Source organism: Methanosaeta sp. UBA356, assembly GCF_002496465.1.
GTDB classification, from domain to species: Archaea; Halobacteriota; Methanosarcinia; order Methanotrichales; family Methanotrichaceae; genus Methanothrix; species Methanothrix soehngenii.
Window position 1 is genome coordinate 17632 of the sequence record NZ_DAKC01000064.1, and the last position, 18341, is coordinate 35972.

Sequence of the window (18341 nt, forward strand, 5' to 3'; positions counted from 1 at the left end):
GAAGCGATGATCTTATCTTAGATAAAAGGTTATTATCTTTCATGGAAAAGGATATTGTCCAGGTCATCCTTGAAAAGGAGCTCACTGTCAAAAACCCTATTCTGATAGAGGGATTCCCGGGAATCGGCCTGGTAGGTAACATCGCCAGCCAGTACATAGTCAACGATCTGAAGATGACCTATATCGGAGCGATGAACTCCAAATACTTCCCGCCACTGGCAGTCCTTTTGGGAGGAGTAGTGAACATGCCGGTCCGCATCTATGAGGATGCGAGCAAGGGGGTAGTGGTTCTGACCGCTGACATTCCCATCCATCCCCTGGCCTCCTATGAGGTTGGAAGGGAGATAGTGGCCTGGGCAGAGTCCATCGATGTACAGGAGTTGATCTGCCTGGCAGGAATAACCGTGATGGATGATCAGAACCGGGTCTTTGGCGCTGTAAGCCGCCAGGAGCTGCTGGATAAGATAAGGGGCAAAGCAGAGATCTTTGAGATAGGAACGATCACCGGAATTACCGGTAGCATCATGAATGAGTGCCGCATAAGAAACCTCCCTGCGGTCTGCCTGCTGGGGGAGACGGCATCAGCAGAACCTGATCCCCGCTCGGCGATCGCTGCCATCGAGACCATTAACAAGATCTATGGCCTGGGAGTGAACACTGCCAAGCTCGCTGAACAGGCAGAGGAGATCGAGGTGCAGATGGCTCAACTGGCCCAGCAGATGAAAGCGGCCGCACCCGAGGAACAGCAGACCCAGTTGCCGAAAGAGTTCCCAATGTACGGGTGATGCCAGATGATTTACACAAGCCTAACCGGATTATCCAGACATGTGATAAAAGAGATTCTCGCCGCCAGGGTGAGGACGGTGGAGATCAGGAGCCCGAACAATTTCTTTGCCATCTACAACTGCCAGCCTGGCGAGAGGATATTCATCACCGATTCAAGCGCCCTGGATGTAGTTCCAGGCACTACCGGCCTTATCACCACCATAAAGGCCCTTCAGGTCATAACCCACAGAACCATCCAGTCTGGGGAGAATTATTATGAGGAGAGCGAGTCTCAGGCAGCAAGGCTGCAGCTTCAGCTGGTGGGCGTCGGTCGGGTGAGAAGGATTGCGTCCATTGAGCCAGCAACGCCCCTCACTTTAGACGTGGATGAGGTGAGGTACTGCGGGGCACGGTAAAAGCCTCTTTTTTTAGAGGAGAACGACCGAGAAGATCGGCTTTGCTCAAGAGATGAAGGTTCTTCTCGTCACCGGAAGGCTGGCCTCTGAGCAGGTCAGAAGATCAGCCTGTGGCACGGATGTGCTGGTGCTGGATGTCGATGTAGCAGCGTTTATCACCCCGGAGATGCTCTGCCGGGCAGGGCCTCAAGGATACGACCTGATTCTGATTCCAGGAGCCATAACCGCCGATTTCCGAGGGGCGGAGATGGCTCTTGGCACCAGTATCCGCCTGGGTCCGAAGCATGCTGTAGACCTGATATCGCTCTTGCCCCGCCTGGATGAGGTTGAGCTCTCCACTACTGTTCCGGCCTGCGTCCTATTGGAGGCGAAGAGAAGGCAGGAGGCCATCATTCAGCTGGAGCGGCAGGAGGCACAGGCCAGAGGGCAGTTGACCATTAAAGGTGTCAAGATCGGCGGCAGCTCGCGGATGAAGGTCTTGGCAGAGGTCGTCGATGCCACCAGGCTCCGGGATGAGGATCTGGTGGAGCGGATCAGATACTTCGAGGAGCAGGGTGCCGATCTGATTGACCTGGGCGCATCCTTGGACGCCACCTCTGCCAGCGTCAAAAGAGCGCTGAAGAAGGCAAGGGAAGTCACTGCCCTTCCCATAAGCATAGATGCCGTTCGGCCGGAGCTCATCTGTGCCGGCATTGAGGCTGGGGCGGACATGATACTCAGCCTGAACGGTGAAAACCTTCCCCTGGTGGGAAGCAGGGTGGCAGAAGCGGGTATACCGGCAGTGGTCATACCGGGACCTGGATCCGTCACCCTGGAGGAGAACCTGAACAAAGCAAAGGATTATGCAATCCAGATTATTGCCGATCCGGTCCTCGATCCCCCCTTGATGGGCCTGGCCCGGTCGATGATCAGATACATCAGCCTCCGTGAGGCCGATCCTGATATCCCTCTTTTCTTCGGGGTGGGCAATGTTACTGAGCTCTTGGATGGAGACAGCCAGGGGGCCAACCTGCTCCTATCCGTCCTGGCAATGGAGGTGGGGGCCTCATTGCTCTTCACCCCCGAATACAGCGCCAAGGCAAAGGGCTCCATTCACGAGCTGGCTGTGGCCTCGCGGATGATGGTTCTGGCCAAAGGGCGCCAGACTCCTCCAAAAGACCTGGGCCTAGACCTATTGATACTCAAAGAGAAGAGGAGAATTCCAGAGGAGGTTCCTCCCCGGGAGCTGGTGGAGGCCTCGGCAGACCATAAATTCGAGGCTGACCCTGCCGGAAGCTTCAGAATCTTCCTCTCCGAAGGGAGGATCGTGGCTGGAAACGGCAGGATCACAGTAGCTGGCACGAGCGCCCGGAAGGTGCTTAATACCCTCATCGACCGGGGATTGATAGGAAGGCTGGACCATGCCGGCTACCTGGGCCGGGAGCTGGAGCGTGCGGAGATAGCCCTGCGCCTGGGCCGGAGTTATATACAAGATGAGCCCCTATGGCCGATAGAGAAAGGTTAAATAATAACTATTTCGTGAGGGAGAGAGGATGAATCAGAAGGCTTTCGCTATCTTCGTAGGCGCTCTTATGGTGCTCTCAGGAATTGCTTATTTCCTACCCCTGGGCACCAACCAGAAAGAGATTGCTGTTACATCAGATGCCAATTCCCCTGAGACCTTTGGCGTTAAGGGGAGCCTGGTGGACTGGAGCTTCGATGGACTGGGAGACGTGCTGGAGATGGCACCGCAGAACACTGATATGGCATACTGGATAAATATCAGTTCATCTCAGAATCTGACCAATGCAGCAAGTATCGCCCTCCCGCAGTCCATCGGCCTGATCTATGGGGACCAGCTTTATTCCACCAGGATCGAAAGGCTGGGGGAGGTTCGCTTCAATAACACCTGGGCGGAGTTCCACTGGATCGAGCCTTATCCGATGGGCTACAACAGCCTGGTCATTCCCTATGAAGGCTATATGATGATCCCCATGGGCACCGACTTTGTCATGGTCATGGGCAGGCCAACTCTATTCGGGCCGCAAGAAGCAGTACAGCAGTCCATCGATGTCATATCCGGTGGCCAGCCATCGGAGAACTTCACCCTGGTTGATGACAGCGGAGCCGACCTGCAGGTAGCAGCCCTAGGTCGCGGTGGAGCGAGCATGCCCATGGCTGGCGGATATAAGGAGTTCAACCTGAGGATCACATCGTCCAGGAACGGTGAGGATGGTTTCGACATCGTCGCCCGGTATATCCAGCCAACAGCAGATACCAGCCGGAAAGCAAGCGATCTAGCTGAAAAGAGCGACCTAGAGTATTCCAGCAGTGGATCAGAAGGAGAGTTATCCGGATTTGTTTCCGAGGAAAACATTCGGTTTGTGCTGATGGGGCTTCTTGGGCCCTAGCGCAACCTTTTTACATGTGGAACTAATGGCAGATCTAGTCTTGAGGTATAATCCAAAAGGCGCTTTTGCGATGAATGATGATGGGCGTTGTCGCCCGGAAGGAGAATTAAGTTATGGCAAGACCAATATATGTAAGGTTTGATGTTCCAGCAGATTTGGCCACAAAATCCCTTGAGGCCTTAGAGCTGGCTCGCGATACCGGCCGAATAAAGAAGGGCACAAACGAGGCCACCAAGGCCATAGAGAGGGGTGTGGCCCGTCTGGTCATAGTAGGCGAGGATGTTCAGCCACCTGAGATCGTCGCTCATATTCCCGCTCTATGCGAAGAGAAGAAGACCCCCTATATCTACGTCAAGAAACAGAGCGAGCTTGGTGCCGCTGCAGGCCTGGGCGTTAAGAGCGCAGCCGCTGCGATCGTGGAGCCGGGGAAAGGAAAAGAGATTCTGGATGAGATCGTCCAAAAAATTGGATCTCTGAAGTAGGTGATATCCTATGGAGGACGATAACGGAATACCAGCAGAGGTAATCGAGGTCATCGGCGTCACCGGCATGCATGGAGAAGCAATGCAGATCAAGTGCCGTATTCTTGAGGGCAATAACAAGGGGAGAATCATAACCAGGAACAGCATGGGGCCCATACGAATCGGCGATGTCCTTATGCTGCTGGAGACGGCAAGAGAAGCAAAGAAGCTTACCAGCAGGTGAGGAAGATGGAAGAGAGAAAGTGCAGCTTCTGCAATAAGACCATTGAGCCTGGCACGGGCAAGCTCTATGCCAAGAAGGACGGAACGGTATTTTTCTTTTGTTCTGCCAAATGCGAGAACAACGTTGCCCTTGGCCGGGTAACGAGAAGAATAAAGTGGGCCCGCAAGGGGGCATAAGGCCTGGCGGATATCGAAAGAACATTCGTCATGGTCAAGCCCGATGGAGTGCAAAGAGGCCTGGTGGGCAAGATCCTGCAACGTATTGAAGAGAAGGGCTTCAAGATCGTTGCCATGAAGCTCGCTGCGATGCCTGAAGCGAAGGCTAAAGAGCATTACGCAGAGCATGTGGGCAAGAAGTTCTACCAGGATCTGGTGGACTTCATCACCTCAGGACCATCCGTCTCCCTGGTGGTCGAGGGAAGGGGTGCCATTGCCGCCATGAGAAAGATGAACGGCGCCACAAATCCAGTGGAGGCCGTACCGGGAACCATTCGCGGCGACTGGGGCATTGAGACGGGACGGAATGTGGTGCACGGCTCAGACTCCCCGGCGTCAGCATCTCGCGAGATCGCTCTTCACTTTGATCCCTCCGAGCTGGTGACATACAAGCGAATAGATGAAGAATGGCTCTACGAGTAGCTCCTGGCAGATGCTTCTGTCAAGCCCTCATGGGAGCCTTTAAATTCCCAAAAAATAAATCACTTTTTTAGGGCTAATTCTGTGAGAAGCGATATTTCATGCAGCAGAAATCCAAAAAGGCCGGCAAGGCAAAGGGCAAGCAATCAAACCTCAGGACACCGATAGTAGTGGTGATGGGGCATGTGGACCATGGCAAGACCACACTCCTGGATAAGATCCGAGGTACCGCAGTAGCCAAGGGAGAGGCCGGCCTGATAACCCAGCACATTGGCGCCACAGAGGTTCCTTTAGATGTGGTTCAGGATTTCTGTGGATCGCATTTCGGAAAGGAGATCGAGATACCGGGACTGCTGTTCATTGATACGCCGGGCCACCATGCATTCACATCCATGCGCAGCCGGGGCGGCTCCCTGGCCGATCTGGCAGTGCTGATCGTGGATGTAAACGAGGGCTTCCAGCCCCAGACCATCGAGTCCCTGAGCATTCTCAAGCGCTTCAAGACCCCATTTGTGGTTGCTGCCAACAAGATGGACCGCATTGGCGGATGGCATACCACCACTAATGCTCCTTTCGCCAAGAGCCTGAAGGTGCAGAGCGAGAGGGTCTCAGAGATCCTCGATACCAGGCTCTATGAGCTTGTGGGAGAACTCTACAAATATGGCTTTGACGCAGACCGCTATGATCGCATCACCGATTTCACCCGGACGGTGGGCATCGTGCCCATCAGTGCCATAACCGGAGAAGGGGTTCCTGACCTTCTCATGATCCTGGTTGGCCTGGCGCAGAGATTCCTCAAGGATAATCTGCAGCTCACCGCCACCGGTCCAGGGGTGGGCACCATTCTCGAGGTCAAGGAGGAGAAAGGGCTGGGCACTACATTGGATGTCATACTCTACAATGGAGAGTTTTTTGCCGGGGATACTGTAATCGTCGGCACCTCGCGCGAGCCCCTGGTCACCAAGATCAGGGCCTTGCTCAAGCCCAAACCGTTGGCTGAGATCAGGAGCGAGGAGAGGTTCCTTCCGGTAAAGCACGTATCTGCCGCTTCTGGGGTGAAGGTCTCCGCTCCAAAGCTGGATAACGCCCTGGCCGGATCAACCATCCGGGTGGTCTCCAATCCCGACGAGGTAGAGGCCCTATCCCTGGAATTGAAATCCGAGTTGGACGCAGTCAGGATTGACACCGAAAACGAGGGTTTAATCATCAAGTCGGACACCATCGGCTCGCTGGAGGCCCTGGTAGGGGAGCTAAAGGCAAGGGATATTCACATTCACTATGCAGATGTGGGGCCCATATCCAGAAGGGATGTGATAAGGGCCGCTGCCATCAACGATCCCCTTCTTTCCGCCATCCTGGGATTCAATGTGGATATACTGCCCGATGCCTTGAACGAGATACAGAAGACGAATGTACCTGTCTTCTCCAGCGATATCATCTACACCATCATCGAGAGCTACGAACGCTGGGTGGAAGATCAGAAGAATAAGATGGAGCAAGAGCGCCTTGAAGCGGTCATCCGGCCGGGGGCAGTGCGCATACTTCCAGATTGTGTCTTCCGGCAATCTAAGCCCGCTGTGGTGGGAGTTCAGGTGATCGGCGGGATCGTCAGGACCCAGGTCAATCTAATGAGAGAGGACGGGGCCAATGTAGGAGTGATCAAGGGAATCCAGGCCCACAATGAGAACCAGGGATCGGCAACCGTCGGCCAGGAGGTGGCCATATCCATCGACGGGCCCACTGTGGGCCGGCAGATCCATGAAGGTGATATCCTCTATGTCAATATCCCGGAAAAGCATGCCCGCATTGTGGAGCTGGAGCTGAAGCCGAAGCTGGCCGAGGATGAGAGAGAGGTGCTGGAGAATTTCCTGGAGATCAAACGCAAGAAGGACCCATTCTGGGGAAGGTAGGATATGACCTTGCAGCGAACTGCGTTTGAGCGGGATGACTCCAATGGCCATGCCGCTTAACGAGATCATAATTCCCCTCATCGCCATCGGCCTGGCGGAGATGGGCGACAAAACTCAGCTCTCTGTGATACTCCTCTCCTCCCGCACCCGGGAGTACATCCCGCTCCTGGCCGGAGTCATGCTTGCTTTTCTGATCACAGATGGATTTGCCATTCTCATAGGCTCCTGGATGACAGGCATAATTCCCCTCGATCTGCTAAAACTGATATCTGGCGGGGTGTTCATTCTGTTTGGAGCATTGATTCTCAGAGGAGACCAAAAGGAGGCAGAAGAAGAGAGGGGGCTATCGTCCGGGAACGCTCTTCTATCCGGATTTTCCCTTATCTTTTTATCGGAGTGGGGAGACAAGACCCAGATCGCATCCGCCCTCTTTGCCACGGAGTATAATCCAATCATGGTCTTCATAGGGGTTATGGCAGCGCTATTCATCCTCTCCGTTATGGCAATCTATCTGGGGCAAATCATCTCTCAGAAGGTCGACAGGAAGCTGGTATCCAGGATAGCGGGCACCCTATTCTTGATAATAGGCATCGCTATCATCCTCTCTCTGTTGGCGCCATATGCGTTTGCTATTGGATTATAACGGCCCAATAAAATAGATTATTGCAATAGCAAGGACCCTTGCCCTGCTATCGCTTTGCTGAATTTATGTAGTGGCTATATTATTATCTAAACCTTTTCTACCTTATCGGCCTTGGGGCCTTTCTCGCCCTCAATGACATCGAAGCTCACCTTGTCGCCCTCATCGATTGCGACACCGGGCTTCAAACCAGTCACATGAACGAAATAGTCCTTACCATCGTCACCAGCAATGAATCCAAAGTTCTTGACTCGATTGAAAAACTTAACTGTTCCATCTACCATTTTTTATTCCTCAATAAGATTAGACCCTCTGGAGGAGCTTCAACTACTTAAAGTTGCTGGCAGCTTCCCCTTCAGGAGGCAAATAACAGCCATGTGAAGCCCAATCTATAAGAAAAGGTTTTATAGAAGAGCAAATACTGCTTAACGAGAATCATTTGCTGGAGGATTATTATACATGGCAGGAATGGGTGGAACACCAGTTATCATTTTAAGAGATACCCGCAGAGAATCGGGAAACGAAGCCATTTCGAATAATATAATGGCCGCCCGCGCAGTGGCCAATGCCGTGCGCAGCTCAATGGGCCCCAAAGGCATGGACAAGCTGCTGGTGGATTCCATTGGCGACGTCACCATCACCAACGATGGGGTGACCATCCTCAAGGAAATGGATGTGCAGCACCCTGCTGCCAAGATGCTCATCGAGGCTGCCAAGACCCAGGATAAAGAGGTGGGTGACGGCACCACCACTGTAGCTGTGCTGGCGGGGGAGCTTCTCAGGAAAGCGGAGGTGCTCTTAGACCAGAAGGTCCACCCCACTATGATCGTGCAGGGCTATAGAATGGCAGCTGATGAAGCAGTAAAGATCGCAAAGTCAATCGCCTTCGAGGCCCAGGAGTCAGATCGGGCACTGTTGGAGAGAATCGCCCGGACCGCTATGACCGGCAAGCTGGCAGATTCTCCTGACAGCAAGATGGCCGGATATGCCGTTGATCTGGTCCTCAATGCCACCGAGGACTATGGGGATAAGAGGGTCTTCGACATGGACAGGGTCAACGTGGAGAAGAAGGTGGGCGAGAGCACAGCAGACTCAGAGATCATCGAGGGAGTGGTGATCGACAAGGAGATCGTCCACCAGAATATGCCCCGCAAGGTCACAGATGCCAAGGTGGCCCTGCTCTCCTGCCCCATCGAGTCCAAGGACACTGAGACCAAGACTGAGGTCCAGATCACCTCCTCCGATCAGTTCCAGATGTTCATGGAGCATGAGAAGAAGAGGGTAAAAGAGGCAGCAGATAAGGTGATCGCCAGCGGCGCAAATGTGGTCTTCTGCCAGAAGGGCATCGACGACCTGGCCCAGCATTACCTTGCACAAGCGGGGGTCCTCGCCCTGAGAAGGGTGATCAAGAAGGACCTGGACAAGCTTGCCAAGGCCACGGGAGCTAACATCGTCACCAGCCTGGATGAATTGAAACCCTCGGACCTCGGATCCGCCGCTCTGGTGGAGGAGCGGAGGGTGGGAAGTGGGATAATGACCTTCATCACCGGCACCAAGAAAAGCGCTGCAACCCTACTCCTCCGGGGAGGAACCCAGCAAGTCCTGGATGGCCTGGAGAGGGCCCTTGACGATGCCTTACATGCGGTGGCAGACGTGGTGGAGGACAAGAAGCTGGTGGTTGGCGGTGCAGCCCCGGAGATCGAGATCGCATTGCGCCTGCGCGAATATGCCGCCACCCTGAAGGGAAGGGAGCAGCTTGCCGTCGCCAAGTTCGCTGAGGCGATGGAGATCGTGCCCAAGACTCTGGCCGAGAACGCTGGCTTTGATGCCATCGATAAGGTGGTTGAGCTGAAGAGCAGGCACTCCAGCAACAAGAACATAGGGCTCAATGCCTATACCGGGGAGACGGTGGATATGTATGAGCTGGGCGTGGTCGAGCCCCTGCGGGTTAAGATTCAGGCCATTTTGTCAGCCACTGATGCTGCTTGCTTGATACTGCGCATCGATGATGTCTTAGCCTCCACCAAGGAACCTCCTGCACGCGGTGCAGGCGGCATGCCTCCGGGGATGGGGGGCATGGGTGGAATGGGAGGAATGCCCGGAATGGGGATGGGAGGAATGCCTCCCGGGATGTTCTGATCATCCCGAAACCATTTTTTTTATGGTACAGACATACTCTTTTGGTTTATTTTGGTTTGTTGATGATGCCGTTTTGGCTCAAGCATCCATTTTCACCTAATGAAAATGCAATAGTGCAAATCCGTTATGTATATCGATCACGTTATCTATATATAACTTACAATGAGATTTGCTTCTGAGGTCAAGCAGCAATGGAAGGATATTGGATCTGGCTGGCATTTCTGGCTTTAGCGGTGATATCCCTCAGCATCATCCAGCTGGAAGCTGGTCGCAATAAAAGGCTGCTAGCAGGCTATCGCCAGATGCAAATGGACGTAGAACAGCTGCGGGGCCGGCTCAGGGAAAAGGAGATGAAGCTGGACCAGCTCCAGCGGGAATGCGCACATCTGCTCAAGCTCAAGAGCCGCAACCTGGATCTGGAAGAGGAGCTCAAGAAGACGAAAAGATCGGCAGAATACAATTCGTCGGAAAGGCTGCAATACCTGGAGAGCTACCTTGCCCGCCAGGAGCAAAATCCTTCAGCCATCTTCCTGGGCACCTTTCCACCCCTTCGCCTCCACTCCATTGAGGACAGACTCTGCAGGATGCTGGAGGCGGCCAGGTTCGAGGTGGTGGTTGTATCCCCCTGGATAAAGAGGCAGACCTGGAATCGGATTGCTGCTCCATTGCAGAAGTTCTTCCGCCGGGGAGGGAGGCTGGTGGTGTTCATGAGGGGACGGGAATCGGACTACAGCTCAGGAATGAGCGATGACATCCAGGATGAGGTAAGAAGGCTGGGAGGAGAGCTCCTTTTCGTCCGGCCGCTCCATGCTAAGATCTATATGATCGACAGAAAAGAGGCGATAGTGACCTCTGCCAATCTCTCCCAGGGAGGGATCGATGACAACTACGAGGCAGGGGTATGGTTGAACGATCCCCAGGTCATCCATGATATCTGCTCTTATGTGGATGACCTGTACAGGTGCCGGCAGAGTTGAAAAAGGAAAGGAGCATTTAGGCGCGTTGGAGGATTGAGATAATTTGTCCAGGATTCGGGTCTTGTGAGGTTTATCATCCGGACGAGGATACATTTCTCCTCTTGCAGGCGGCCATAAAAGAGGCCCGCCCAGAGGATCATGTGCTCGAGGTAGGCTGCGGTTCGGGTCTCGTATCCCTGGAATTGGCCAGACAGGTGGAGAGCCTTGTCGCCCTGGACATAAATCCTCATGCAGTCAGGGCGACCAGGGAGAGAGGGGTGGAGGTGATAAGATCCGACCTCTTCGAAGGAATAAGAGGGAAATTCGATCTGATCATCTTCAATCCCCCTTACCTTCCCACAAAACAGGCAGAGAGAAGCGATCAATGGATCAACTATGCCCTGGACGGAGGGGAGAGCGGCAGGGAGACCATAGGCCGGTTCTTGCTCGATCTGGCGGAGCATCTCCGGCCGGGGGGAAGAGCACTGCTGCTCATATCCAGCCTGAGCGGACCGGAGGAGGTGGAGATGATGGCAGGGGACGCCGGGCTTATCACAGAGCGGGTGGCCAGCAAGGGATGCTTTTTTGAAAAGCTCATGGTGCTGAGGATCACAGTCCGCAATTGAGTTCTCCGGCGGGATAGTAGATATCATTTTATAAATATAGACTTATCAGCATCAGAACTGCCCGCAAGTCCATCGCCTTTACTATCCAGGAGAGCGATCAGCCTCTCCAGCACTAGAGAGACGCCTTCTCCGGTCTCGGTGGACATCTCTGCCAGATCACTGTATCTCTTGATATCAACCTTATTGGCGACGATCAGCATGGGCAGCCTGATCCAATTGGATAGATCCTCGGCCAGACGAAGCTGTGAATCCAGAGGATAGCCGCAGTGCTCGCTTGGGTCCAGAATGTATAGCACTACCCCCTGCAGATGGCTGAGGGCAGCCACGGTCTGCCTCTCGATCTCATTTCGCTCCGACATTGGCCGGTCGAGCAATCCGGGAGTGTCCACCACCTGATACCTCTTATCGTCCCGAACGAAGTGGCCCACAATTATCCCCCGAGTGGTAAAAGGATAGCTTGCCACTTCTGGTTTTGCCCCAGTGATGCGGATGATGAAGCTTGATTTCCCCACATTGGGATAACCGGCGATGAGAATGGTTGGAGCTTCCGGGTCTATGGTCGGCATCTTGCGAAGCAGATTCCGGGCAGAATTCAGGAACAGCATATCCTTTTCAATCGATCTCATCACCGATGAGAAGCGCCCAAAGGCCGACTTTCGGAGGGGAGTGCTGTCCGTCCCCCTGGCCCGCCGGATCTTTCCCACATATTCTCTGGTTATCAGTCTTGTCTGCCTGGAGGCCCAGCGCAGGCGAGATAAGCTGATACGGATCTTATCTACGCCAACCGTTATCTCCACCATCTCTCTGTAAAAAGGAGGCAGGTTCTCAAAGGAGGGAAACTTCCGGATCAAATTGGCAAGGTTATCTGAGAGGATATTGCCTGCATTCAGGACCATGGACTCATTGTCGGCAGCACGGGTGGCGCGCCGGAATGATTTATCTAAAAGCTCCTGCGATGTGGGGATAGTTGGAAGACGCTCAAACATCAGTGAGGACTAGCCGGCATTAACAGATAAAGCTTCGGTCCGGCCTTCCGTCTCCTTTGGGGCATGCGCGGCGCGGATTGCAGGATTCATTTAATAAATGGTTTTCGGAAGGCTTAAATAGTACTTCTTTATCTATATAGATGAGGTGACCTTTTGAAGAGACTAGGCACCGCGCTTCATGTCGTGCAGAATAAACTGATAGTCCAGAGTGAAGAGATCGTTGGAAGCGAGACCGCTATCCCCAGGGGTAACTCCTGGGTGGTGGATCAGAAAAGGACCAGGGTCGGAAAGGTTTTCGATATATTCGGTCCCATCGATCGTCCATATATAATCGTTCGGCCGAATAGAGGAACAGATGCCGCTGCCCACATCGGAAAGAAGCTCTATATCGATGAGGCGCCGGGGAGAGATAGCAAGTGGAAGAAATTGAAAAGCTGAGAGAGATAGAGAGGGCAGAGCCGGAGAAGCTCAAGGAGCGTACCCGGCTCAGACGCGAGAAAGAGAAGGTAGACGAGTTTGAGAAGTTTACAGTCGAGTGCCCAGAGTGCAAGAGCCACACCCTGGTGCGCGACTATGAACGAGCAGAACTGGTTTGCTCCGACTGCGGCCTGGTGATCGATGAGAACTTCATAGATCAGGGGCCGGAATGGAGAGCCTTCGACCACGATCAACGCATGAAGAGGTCGAGGGTTGGGGCGCCCATGACGTACACCATCCACGACAAGGGACTCTCCACCATGATCGACTGGAGGAACAGGGACTCATATGGCAAGACCATATCCTCCAAGAATAGGGCTCAGCTCTACCGCTTGAGAAAATGGCAGAGGCGCATCCGGGTCAGCAATGCCACAGAGCGAAACCTAGCCTTTGCCCTGTCTGAGCTGGACCGAATGGCATCAGCTCTAGGTCTATCCAGAAATGTGCGGGAGACGGCGGCGGTTGTCTACCGCAAGGCTGTAGACAAGAACCTCATCCGGGGGCGGAGCATTGAAGGCGTGGCAGCAGCAGCGCTCTATGCCGCCTGCCGCCAGTGCAATGTGCCTCGTACCCTGGATGAGATCGCAGAGGTATCCAGGGTATCGAGAAAAGAGATCGGCAGGACATACCGGTTTGTGTCCCGGGAGCTGGCCTTGAAGCTCATGCCCACCAGCCCCATCGACTACATCCCCCGCTTCTGCTCCGGCCTGAATCTGAAGGGCGAGGTGCAGGCGAAGGGAATTGAGATCCTCCGCCAGGCCGCGGAAAAGGAGCTCACCAGCGGGCGCGGGCCCACTGGCGTGGCCGCAGCCGCTATATATATCGCCTCCATCCTCTGCGGGGACCGGCGCACACAGCGCGAGGTGGCAGATGTGGCAGGAGTGACAGAGGTCACCATCAGGAACCGCTACAAAGAGCTGGCAGAAGAGCTGGACATAGAGATAATCCTTTGAAGGGATATCTCTAGCATCTTTTTTTCAGGCAATTGCCCTAGAATCAGATTCCTGTTTTAGCCTTTATCTGCGAGATGTCCTCTTCTATCTTTGCCAGCCTCTCGGTTAGATCATCTCTATAATCTGAACGGATATCATCAATACTAACTGCGATTTCCTCTTTGGCGGAGTCTATTTTTTCTGCCAGCAGATCTGCGGATGATTTGACCTGATCTCTTACCCCAACGATCTCCGCTTTCAGGTCGTCTCTTGTGACCCTTATCTCGTCCTTTAGTTCTACGCGGGTGGCTTTGACCTCGTCACGCGTGGCTTTCACCTCATCGCGAGTGGCCCTTATCTCTTCCTTGAGCTCCTCGCGAGTGGCTCGTATCTCATCTTTCAGTTCCACTCTGGTGGCTTTTATCTCCTTCAGCACATCCTTGTTTACAGAGATCAGCTCCTTGAGCAATTCCGCTGCTTGATCGATCCTCTGATCGGTCTCTCCACTGCCCGAGACCACCTTAAAAAATCCCTGGAACTCATTTGCTGCAGCTGAATACTCCTTCTGGATATCTGCCACCTGAATCAGAGTATTCTTGATGTCTATGGCGGCAAGTAGGCTCCCCAGGTCGTAGTCTTGCCCTTCTGCCACCACCTTGACCCGGCCGTCATCGAGGTTCTGGACGTAGCCGGTCAGTCCAAAGTCCCTGGCAATGGAAACCACCCTGGCCCGGTAGCCAGTCTTCTGAACCTTGCCGGAGATATAAGCGGTCAGCCTGCGCATTATAGTTAATTTTCTCACTCTCTTTATTTAAGCCTATGACCTGCCGTATTTTAGAGTAAGAAGGAGGGAGGCAAAAGTCAGTGATGTAGGAGGAAAAGATGCTTCGACCTTTGCCAATTACTATATACGGCAATTGCCGATATAAAAAACTTTCGCTTGATGGCAGCGGACGATTCCAGGGCAAAGAGATGCTCGGCTGGTGAAAAGATGTTGGAAGAAGATCCTCTGGGCGACATTGCAGTTCTCACAACTATTTGCCAGCAGCCTCCTGCAGCAGCAATTGTGCATCCCCATGCATGCCTGTGAGTTTTTTGGTGATGATGTGCTGCGGGCCATACTCCTGCTCCGCCAGCCCTTTAATCCGCCAGATATCGGAGAGGAGCCTGCCGATCTCCTTTTGAACGTACCTGCGGTTCTGCTCGCTCATGGTCAAAACATCTCGGTCTTCTCAAAGCCCCTCTTTCATTTTACCCTTTTCGCCGTCCTTCCCAAAGCCTGGGACAACTGACAGATCTAATTTGGCATAGTGGCAGCCGGGTGGGGCCTCTCCGAGCGCATGGCTAGAAACCTTCCTGGCGGCGGCACAGGAGAAAGGAATGCCGCTGTTGACACTGGACAGAAGACTGTACGAGAAAGTAAGAGGGAAAAGAGATGTCCGTTTGGTCTGACAAGAAAATTTAGCGATCAGAACCATACCTATTAAGCACTGGCCGCACATCATGCTCTATGGATGACCGCCGGACGGTCTGCCTCTGGGAGGTGGATTTTCTTCGAGGACTGGCCATTGTAATGATGGTCATCTTCCACCTGGCGTATGACCTGGACTTCTTCAGGATCCATGAGATTGATCTGTCCGGAGGATTCTGGTTTTATCTGGCCCGCTTCACTGCCTCCCTCTTTCTCCTGCTGGTTGGCATCTCCCTCACCCTGAGCTATTCCCGGGCGAAATTGGCCGGCCAGCGGAATCAATACCCTTTCAGGCTCTTGAAAAGAAGCCTCTGGATAATGAGCCTGGCCCTGGGAATTACCCTTGTAACCTATATCGTCATTGGAAGGGGATTTATTGTCTTTGGAATACTCCACCTCATCTCCATTTCCATACTCTTAGCCTATCCCCTCCTCCGCCTGGGCAGAATGAACCTCCTTTTAGGGCTGGCAGCGATCTTGCTGGGCCTGTACATCCAGGAGCTTGAGGTCGACTTTTTCTGGCTCATCTGGCTGGGCCTGGCTCCCCGAAGCTTCACCTCCCTGGACTATGTGCCTCTATTGCCCTGGTTTGGGGTGGTGCTGATGGGTATGGCCGGGGGAGCATTGCTCTACAAAGATCTCGGCCGCCGCTTTCCCCTGCCCGATATCAGTGCCTGGCCTCCGGTCAGAGGGCTCATATTCTTGGGCCGCAACTCTCTGGCCATCTATATCCTCCATCAGCCTCTGCTGCTTGGCCTGATCTACCTGGCAGAAGGCCCGTCTCTCTTCTCTTTTGCCTGGAAATGAAATGAGGAGAAATTATGATGAAATGAGGATGAAATAGGAATGAACCAAGGGAAAAGAGAGCCTTGTATACGACCGAAGATGATGGCCAGCATTCTGGAAAGCGTGAAGGCTCCCTTCGGCCCTTCGGGCGGATAGGGCCCTTAATGTTATCTATCAGCAGAGCTATCCATATCAGCATGCCATTTGAAGAATGCAGCATTAGCCATAAGGGCGTGCTCGTAGTGGGCGGTATAATCGTAGACCTGATTGCCAGATCTGAGAAGTTCAAGGTGGTAAATGACAACCTCTGTTTTCCCTTCGACTCCAAGATCACCCTCGATCAGCTCAGCCAGGATACCGGAGGCTCAGCACACAACCTGGCAACCAACCTGGCAGAATTGGGCACAACCACTTACATCCTCGGTTCAGTGGGCAAAGAGGACCACGGCGAGGAATACCTGAGAAACCTGAGGATTCACGGCGCAATCACCAAATATGTCACCTTAAAGGAGGGCCTGACCGGGATGTCTTTGGTCTTTCTCTATAACGGCGAGAAGACCGTTCTGACCAGCAGAGGGGCCAATGCCCTGCTGGGTGAAGAGGACCTCAATCCTGAGGTCTTTGATAAGATCGATACCATGGTCCTTACCAGCCTGATAAGCCAGGAGAATATGGCGCTGATGAAAAAGGCCATAGAAGAGGCGAAAAAAAGAGGTATCTACATCATCACGAATCCCAGCATGAGCATGGTCAACCACCGACCAGAGGAGCTGAAGCATGCCATGCATAACAGCCAGGTGATAATCATGAACGGCAAGGAGTCGATGCTGATAACCGGGGAGAAGGATGTCGATTCCGCTATCAAGAAGCTGAAGGATTATGGAGCAGAGACGGTGATCGTCACCCTGGATGTCAGAGGCGCGCTGGTTTTGGATAATGAACGGACCTTCCGGGTGCCCTCCTACAAGGTCAAAGTGGTGGACACGACCGGCGGGGGAGATAGCTTCACCGCTGGATTCATCCATGCCAAATACCATGGATACTCGAATGAAGAAGCTGTAAAGTTCGCCTCCGCTGTGGCCGCCCTGAACATCGTCACCCCGGGAGCGAGCACCGACCTGCCCAGCGAAAACGATGTGGTCGAGTTCATGAAGACGGCGGAGTTTCTGGAGGCTTGATTTGGGGGGCGAAGGGAGGGATCGCACCCGCATGGAAATCTCATCAGGCCATAAGGGCTAAGTCCCCTTTGCGGAATATGCTCTCTCCCCCCAGGTGCACCATCTCCGGCAATCCCCCAAACCGGGCCCTGACGATCAGCTCTCCGATCTTTTCTTTCATCACCCTGGCGATGCCGATGATGGATGTCGTGGGCCGGGCGTTCACATCCACCGCCTAGGGTCGTTCCCCCAGCACGAAGTCGATCAAACGCCATTTGGCGAAGACCAAAACGCGTGGCCGAATGTTGCATCACGATCCGATACAGGGAGGGGCCATTTTTTCCTCATATTCGTGGCTTAGCAGATTTAGCGGGATGCCGTCTCAGCCAGCGACACCTGATAGGCCTTCCAGCCGGGGCACCAACCGGTATGCCAGCGCCAGATTCTGGCTACCACGGAGTCTGGGTGCTTGTCAGAGTATCTTCGCAGGGGGCAGGAGTCGCAGGCGTGCTTTTTTTCGGACATGGTTTCCAATCTCTTATGCTCGCTATTATGCTTATCTCTCAATGGGATTACTCTTAATCAACCGAGCTCTCCCTTCAGGAACGTGTACTCCCCTGTCACATGCACCCGCTCCGGCATCCCGCCAAACTTTGCCTGCAGTATCAGCTCCCCGATCTCCTCTTTCATCACCCGGGCGATGCCGATGATGGATGTCGTTGGCCGGGCGTTCACATCCACTGCCCACGGTCGTTCGCCCAAAACATAATCTATGCCCGCGTAACCGCGCAAAGCCAGGACATCTGCCGCCTTCTCCGCCGCCTCCCAGATCTCCGCCGCCCGGGGAGTGCGGTAGGGCACCTGGCTTCCCTGATATCTCATCTTCCCATCGGCAAAGTCGATCAGCTGGCGGTTGAGGGTTAAGGGCAGAAAACCCTCTTTCCCCACGATGAAGCTGGCGGAGAGGTGCAGCCCCTCATGGTAGCGGGTGACGATCTCCTCCGGGCCCGCCCGGACAAAGGAGCTGATCCTCACCCCTTCCGAGCCCGAGCCGGTGCGCGGCTTGACCACATACTGCAGGCAGCCCTTATCCACCGGATCGGGCCGGTCCACGATTTCTGCCACTGGAACGCCGGAGCGCGCGAGCGCCCGGGTACTGAGCAGCTTGTCCGCAGCCAGACTGGCGGCAGCGGGGCTAGAGCCAAGATTGGCCGTCCGGCCTTCAATTATCTCCAAAAAATGAGGCTGCAGGCCATCAGGAGCGATCAGCAGGCATGCTTCTGCCTCGATCGACTGCAGGAGAGACCCGAAATCCCTCCCGCCTCCCAGCATTATGGGCTTGCCCTCTTT

Annotated in this window: 24 protein-coding genes; 17 read left to right on the plus strand and 7 right to left on the minus strand. The window is 54.0% G+C overall.

All coding sequences use genetic code 11. The annotated features are described in order from the left end of the window. The 10 genes from BP727_RS05475 to BP727_RS05520 all read left to right on the plus strand — a co-directional run. Nucleotides 1-785, plus strand: a 785-nt coding sequence (locus tag BP727_RS05475) for a proteasome assembly chaperone family protein (RefSeq protein WP_324296435.1), incomplete at its 5' end; no start/stop codon positions are given. A gap of 6 nt (nucleotides 786-791) precedes the next feature. After that, nucleotides 792-1181, plus strand: coding sequence for a DUF473 domain-containing protein (locus BP727_RS05480; protein WP_048132096.1), 390 nt, complete (start codon nucleotides 792-794; stop codon nucleotides 1179-1181). Nucleotides 1182-1233: 52 nt separating this feature from the next. After that, nucleotides 1234-2685 (plus strand): dihydropteroate synthase-like protein, encoded by a 1452-nt coding sequence (locus BP727_RS05485; protein WP_286857782.1) that lies wholly within the window; start codon nucleotides 1234-1236, stop codon nucleotides 2683-2685. Nucleotides 2686-2713: 28 nt separating this feature from the next. Then, nucleotides 2714-3571: a hypothetical protein gene (locus BP727_RS05490; RefSeq protein WP_013719370.1), complete on the plus strand. Its 858-nt coding sequence runs from the start codon at nucleotides 2714-2716 to the stop codon at nucleotides 3569-3571. Nucleotides 3572-3684: 113 nt separating this feature from the next. Further along, nucleotides 3685-4053 (plus strand): 50S ribosomal protein L7Ae, encoded by a 369-nt coding sequence (gene rpl7ae / locus BP727_RS05495; RefSeq protein ID WP_013719369.1) that lies wholly within the window; start codon nucleotides 3685-3687, stop codon nucleotides 4051-4053. A 10-nt stretch (nucleotides 4054-4063) separates the two neighbouring features. Further along, on the plus strand, nucleotides 4064-4276 hold the full coding sequence (locus tag BP727_RS05500; protein ID WP_013719368.1) for a 30S ribosomal protein S28e: 213 nt from the start codon (nucleotides 4064-4066) through the stop codon (nucleotides 4274-4276). 5 nt (nucleotides 4277-4281) lie between these two features. Next, on the plus strand, nucleotides 4282-4452 hold the full coding sequence (locus BP727_RS05505) for a 50S ribosomal protein L24e (RefSeq protein ID WP_013719367.1): 171 nt from the start codon (nucleotides 4282-4284) through the stop codon (nucleotides 4450-4452). A 12-nt stretch (nucleotides 4453-4464) separates the two neighbouring features. Next, nucleotides 4465-4914: a nucleoside-diphosphate kinase gene (gene ndk, locus BP727_RS05510; protein WP_083804686.1), complete on the plus strand. Its 450-nt coding sequence runs from the start codon at nucleotides 4465-4467 to the stop codon at nucleotides 4912-4914. Nucleotides 4915-5012: 98 nt separating this feature from the next. Next, nucleotides 5013-6821, plus strand: coding sequence for a translation initiation factor IF-2 (gene infB / locus BP727_RS05515; protein ID WP_013719365.1), 1809 nt, complete (start codon nucleotides 5013-5015; stop codon nucleotides 6819-6821). A 34-nt stretch (nucleotides 6822-6855) separates the two neighbouring features. Next, nucleotides 6856-7464 carry a TMEM165/GDT1 family protein gene (locus tag BP727_RS05520; protein WP_286857785.1) on the plus strand — a complete coding sequence of 203 codons (609 nt, stop codon included), beginning with the start codon at nucleotides 6856-6858 and terminating at the stop codon, nucleotides 7462-7464. Nucleotides 7465-7550: 86 nt separating this feature from the next. Here BP727_RS05520 and BP727_RS05525 read toward each other — a convergent pair whose 3' ends face one another. After that, nucleotides 7551-7745: a cold-shock protein gene (locus BP727_RS05525; RefSeq protein WP_013719363.1), complete on the minus strand. Its 195-nt coding sequence runs from the start codon at nucleotides 7743-7745 to the stop codon at nucleotides 7551-7553. A 175-nt stretch (nucleotides 7746-7920) separates the two neighbouring features. On the opposite strand from BP727_RS05525, the gene thsA reads away from it, so the two are divergent. The 3 genes from thsA (at nucleotide 7921) to BP727_RS05540 (ending at nucleotide 11182) form a co-directional block, all read left to right on the plus strand. Next, a complete protein-coding gene (gene thsA, locus BP727_RS05530; RefSeq protein ID WP_273271795.1) occupies nucleotides 7921-9600 on the plus strand; it encodes a thermosome subunit alpha in 1680 nt (559 codons plus the stop codon). Between the two features lie 191 nt (nucleotides 9601-9791). Further along, on the plus strand, nucleotides 9792-10577 hold the full coding sequence (locus tag BP727_RS05535) for a phospholipase D-like domain-containing protein (protein WP_013719361.1): 786 nt from the start codon (nucleotides 9792-9794) through the stop codon (nucleotides 10575-10577). Nucleotides 10578-10618: 41 nt separating this feature from the next. Continuing rightward, nucleotides 10619-11182 (plus strand): HemK2/MTQ2 family protein methyltransferase, encoded by a 564-nt coding sequence (locus tag BP727_RS05540; RefSeq protein ID WP_048132093.1) that lies wholly within the window; start codon nucleotides 10619-10621, stop codon nucleotides 11180-11182. A 23-nt stretch (nucleotides 11183-11205) separates the two neighbouring features. Here BP727_RS05540 and BP727_RS05545 read toward each other — a convergent pair whose 3' ends face one another. Further along, a complete protein-coding gene (locus tag BP727_RS05545) occupies nucleotides 11206-12168 on the minus strand; it encodes an NOG1 family protein (RefSeq protein ID WP_013719359.1) in 963 nt (320 codons plus the stop codon). Nucleotides 12169-12321: 153 nt separating this feature from the next. Between BP727_RS05545 and BP727_RS05550 the strand changes: the two genes are divergently transcribed. Both BP727_RS05550 and BP727_RS05555 read left to right on the plus strand, forming a co-directional pair. Further along, nucleotides 12322-12606: an H/ACA ribonucleoprotein complex subunit GAR1 gene (locus BP727_RS05550; RefSeq protein WP_013719358.1), complete on the plus strand. Its 285-nt coding sequence runs from the start codon at nucleotides 12322-12324 to the stop codon at nucleotides 12604-12606. Further along, the gene (locus BP727_RS05555) at nucleotides 12585-13598 is read left to right on the plus strand and encodes a transcription initiation factor IIB (protein WP_013719357.1); all 1014 of its coding nucleotides are present in this window, start codon (nucleotides 12585-12587) and stop codon (nucleotides 13596-13598) included. The genes BP727_RS05550 and BP727_RS05555 overlap by 22 nt, the downstream gene beginning before the upstream one ends. Nucleotides 13599-13641: 43 nt before the next feature. Here BP727_RS05555 and BP727_RS05560 read toward each other — a convergent pair whose 3' ends face one another. Continuing rightward, nucleotides 13642-14361: an acylphosphatase gene (locus BP727_RS05560; RefSeq protein WP_013719356.1), complete on the minus strand. Its 720-nt coding sequence runs from the start codon at nucleotides 14359-14361 to the stop codon at nucleotides 13642-13644. Between the two features lie 250 nt (nucleotides 14362-14611). Beyond that, nucleotides 14612-14788 (minus strand): hypothetical protein, encoded by a 177-nt coding sequence (locus tag BP727_RS05565; RefSeq protein ID WP_286857792.1) that lies wholly within the window; start codon nucleotides 14786-14788, stop codon nucleotides 14612-14614. 299 nt (nucleotides 14789-15087) lie between these two features. Between BP727_RS05565 and BP727_RS05570 the strand changes: the two genes are divergently transcribed. After that, entirely contained in the window at nucleotides 15088-15855 is a 768-nt protein-coding gene (locus tag BP727_RS05570; RefSeq protein WP_013719355.1) for a heparan-alpha-glucosaminide N-acetyltransferase, read from the plus strand. A 176-nt stretch (nucleotides 15856-16031) separates the two neighbouring features. Next, the gene (locus tag BP727_RS05575) at nucleotides 16032-17012 is read left to right on the plus strand and encodes a carbohydrate kinase family protein (protein WP_157863716.1); all 981 of its coding nucleotides are present in this window, start codon (nucleotides 16032-16034) and stop codon (nucleotides 17010-17012) included. A gap of 43 nt (nucleotides 17013-17055) precedes the next feature. On the opposite strand, the gene BP727_RS05580 is transcribed toward BP727_RS05575, so the two are convergent. The 3 genes from BP727_RS05580 to BP727_RS05590 all read right to left on the minus strand — a co-directional run. Beyond that, a complete protein-coding gene (locus BP727_RS05580) occupies nucleotides 17056-17217 on the minus strand; it encodes a hypothetical protein (protein WP_013719353.1) in 162 nt (53 codons plus the stop codon). Nucleotides 17218-17357: 140 nt separating this feature from the next. Beyond that, on the minus strand, nucleotides 17358-17516 hold the full coding sequence (locus tag BP727_RS05585; RefSeq protein WP_193373742.1) for a hypothetical protein: 159 nt from the start codon (nucleotides 17514-17516) through the stop codon (nucleotides 17358-17360). Nucleotides 17517-17573: 57 nt separating this feature from the next. Next, the coding region (locus tag BP727_RS05590; protein WP_286857797.1) for an ATP-grasp domain-containing protein at nucleotides 17574-18341 on the minus strand (768 nt) is incomplete at its 5' end.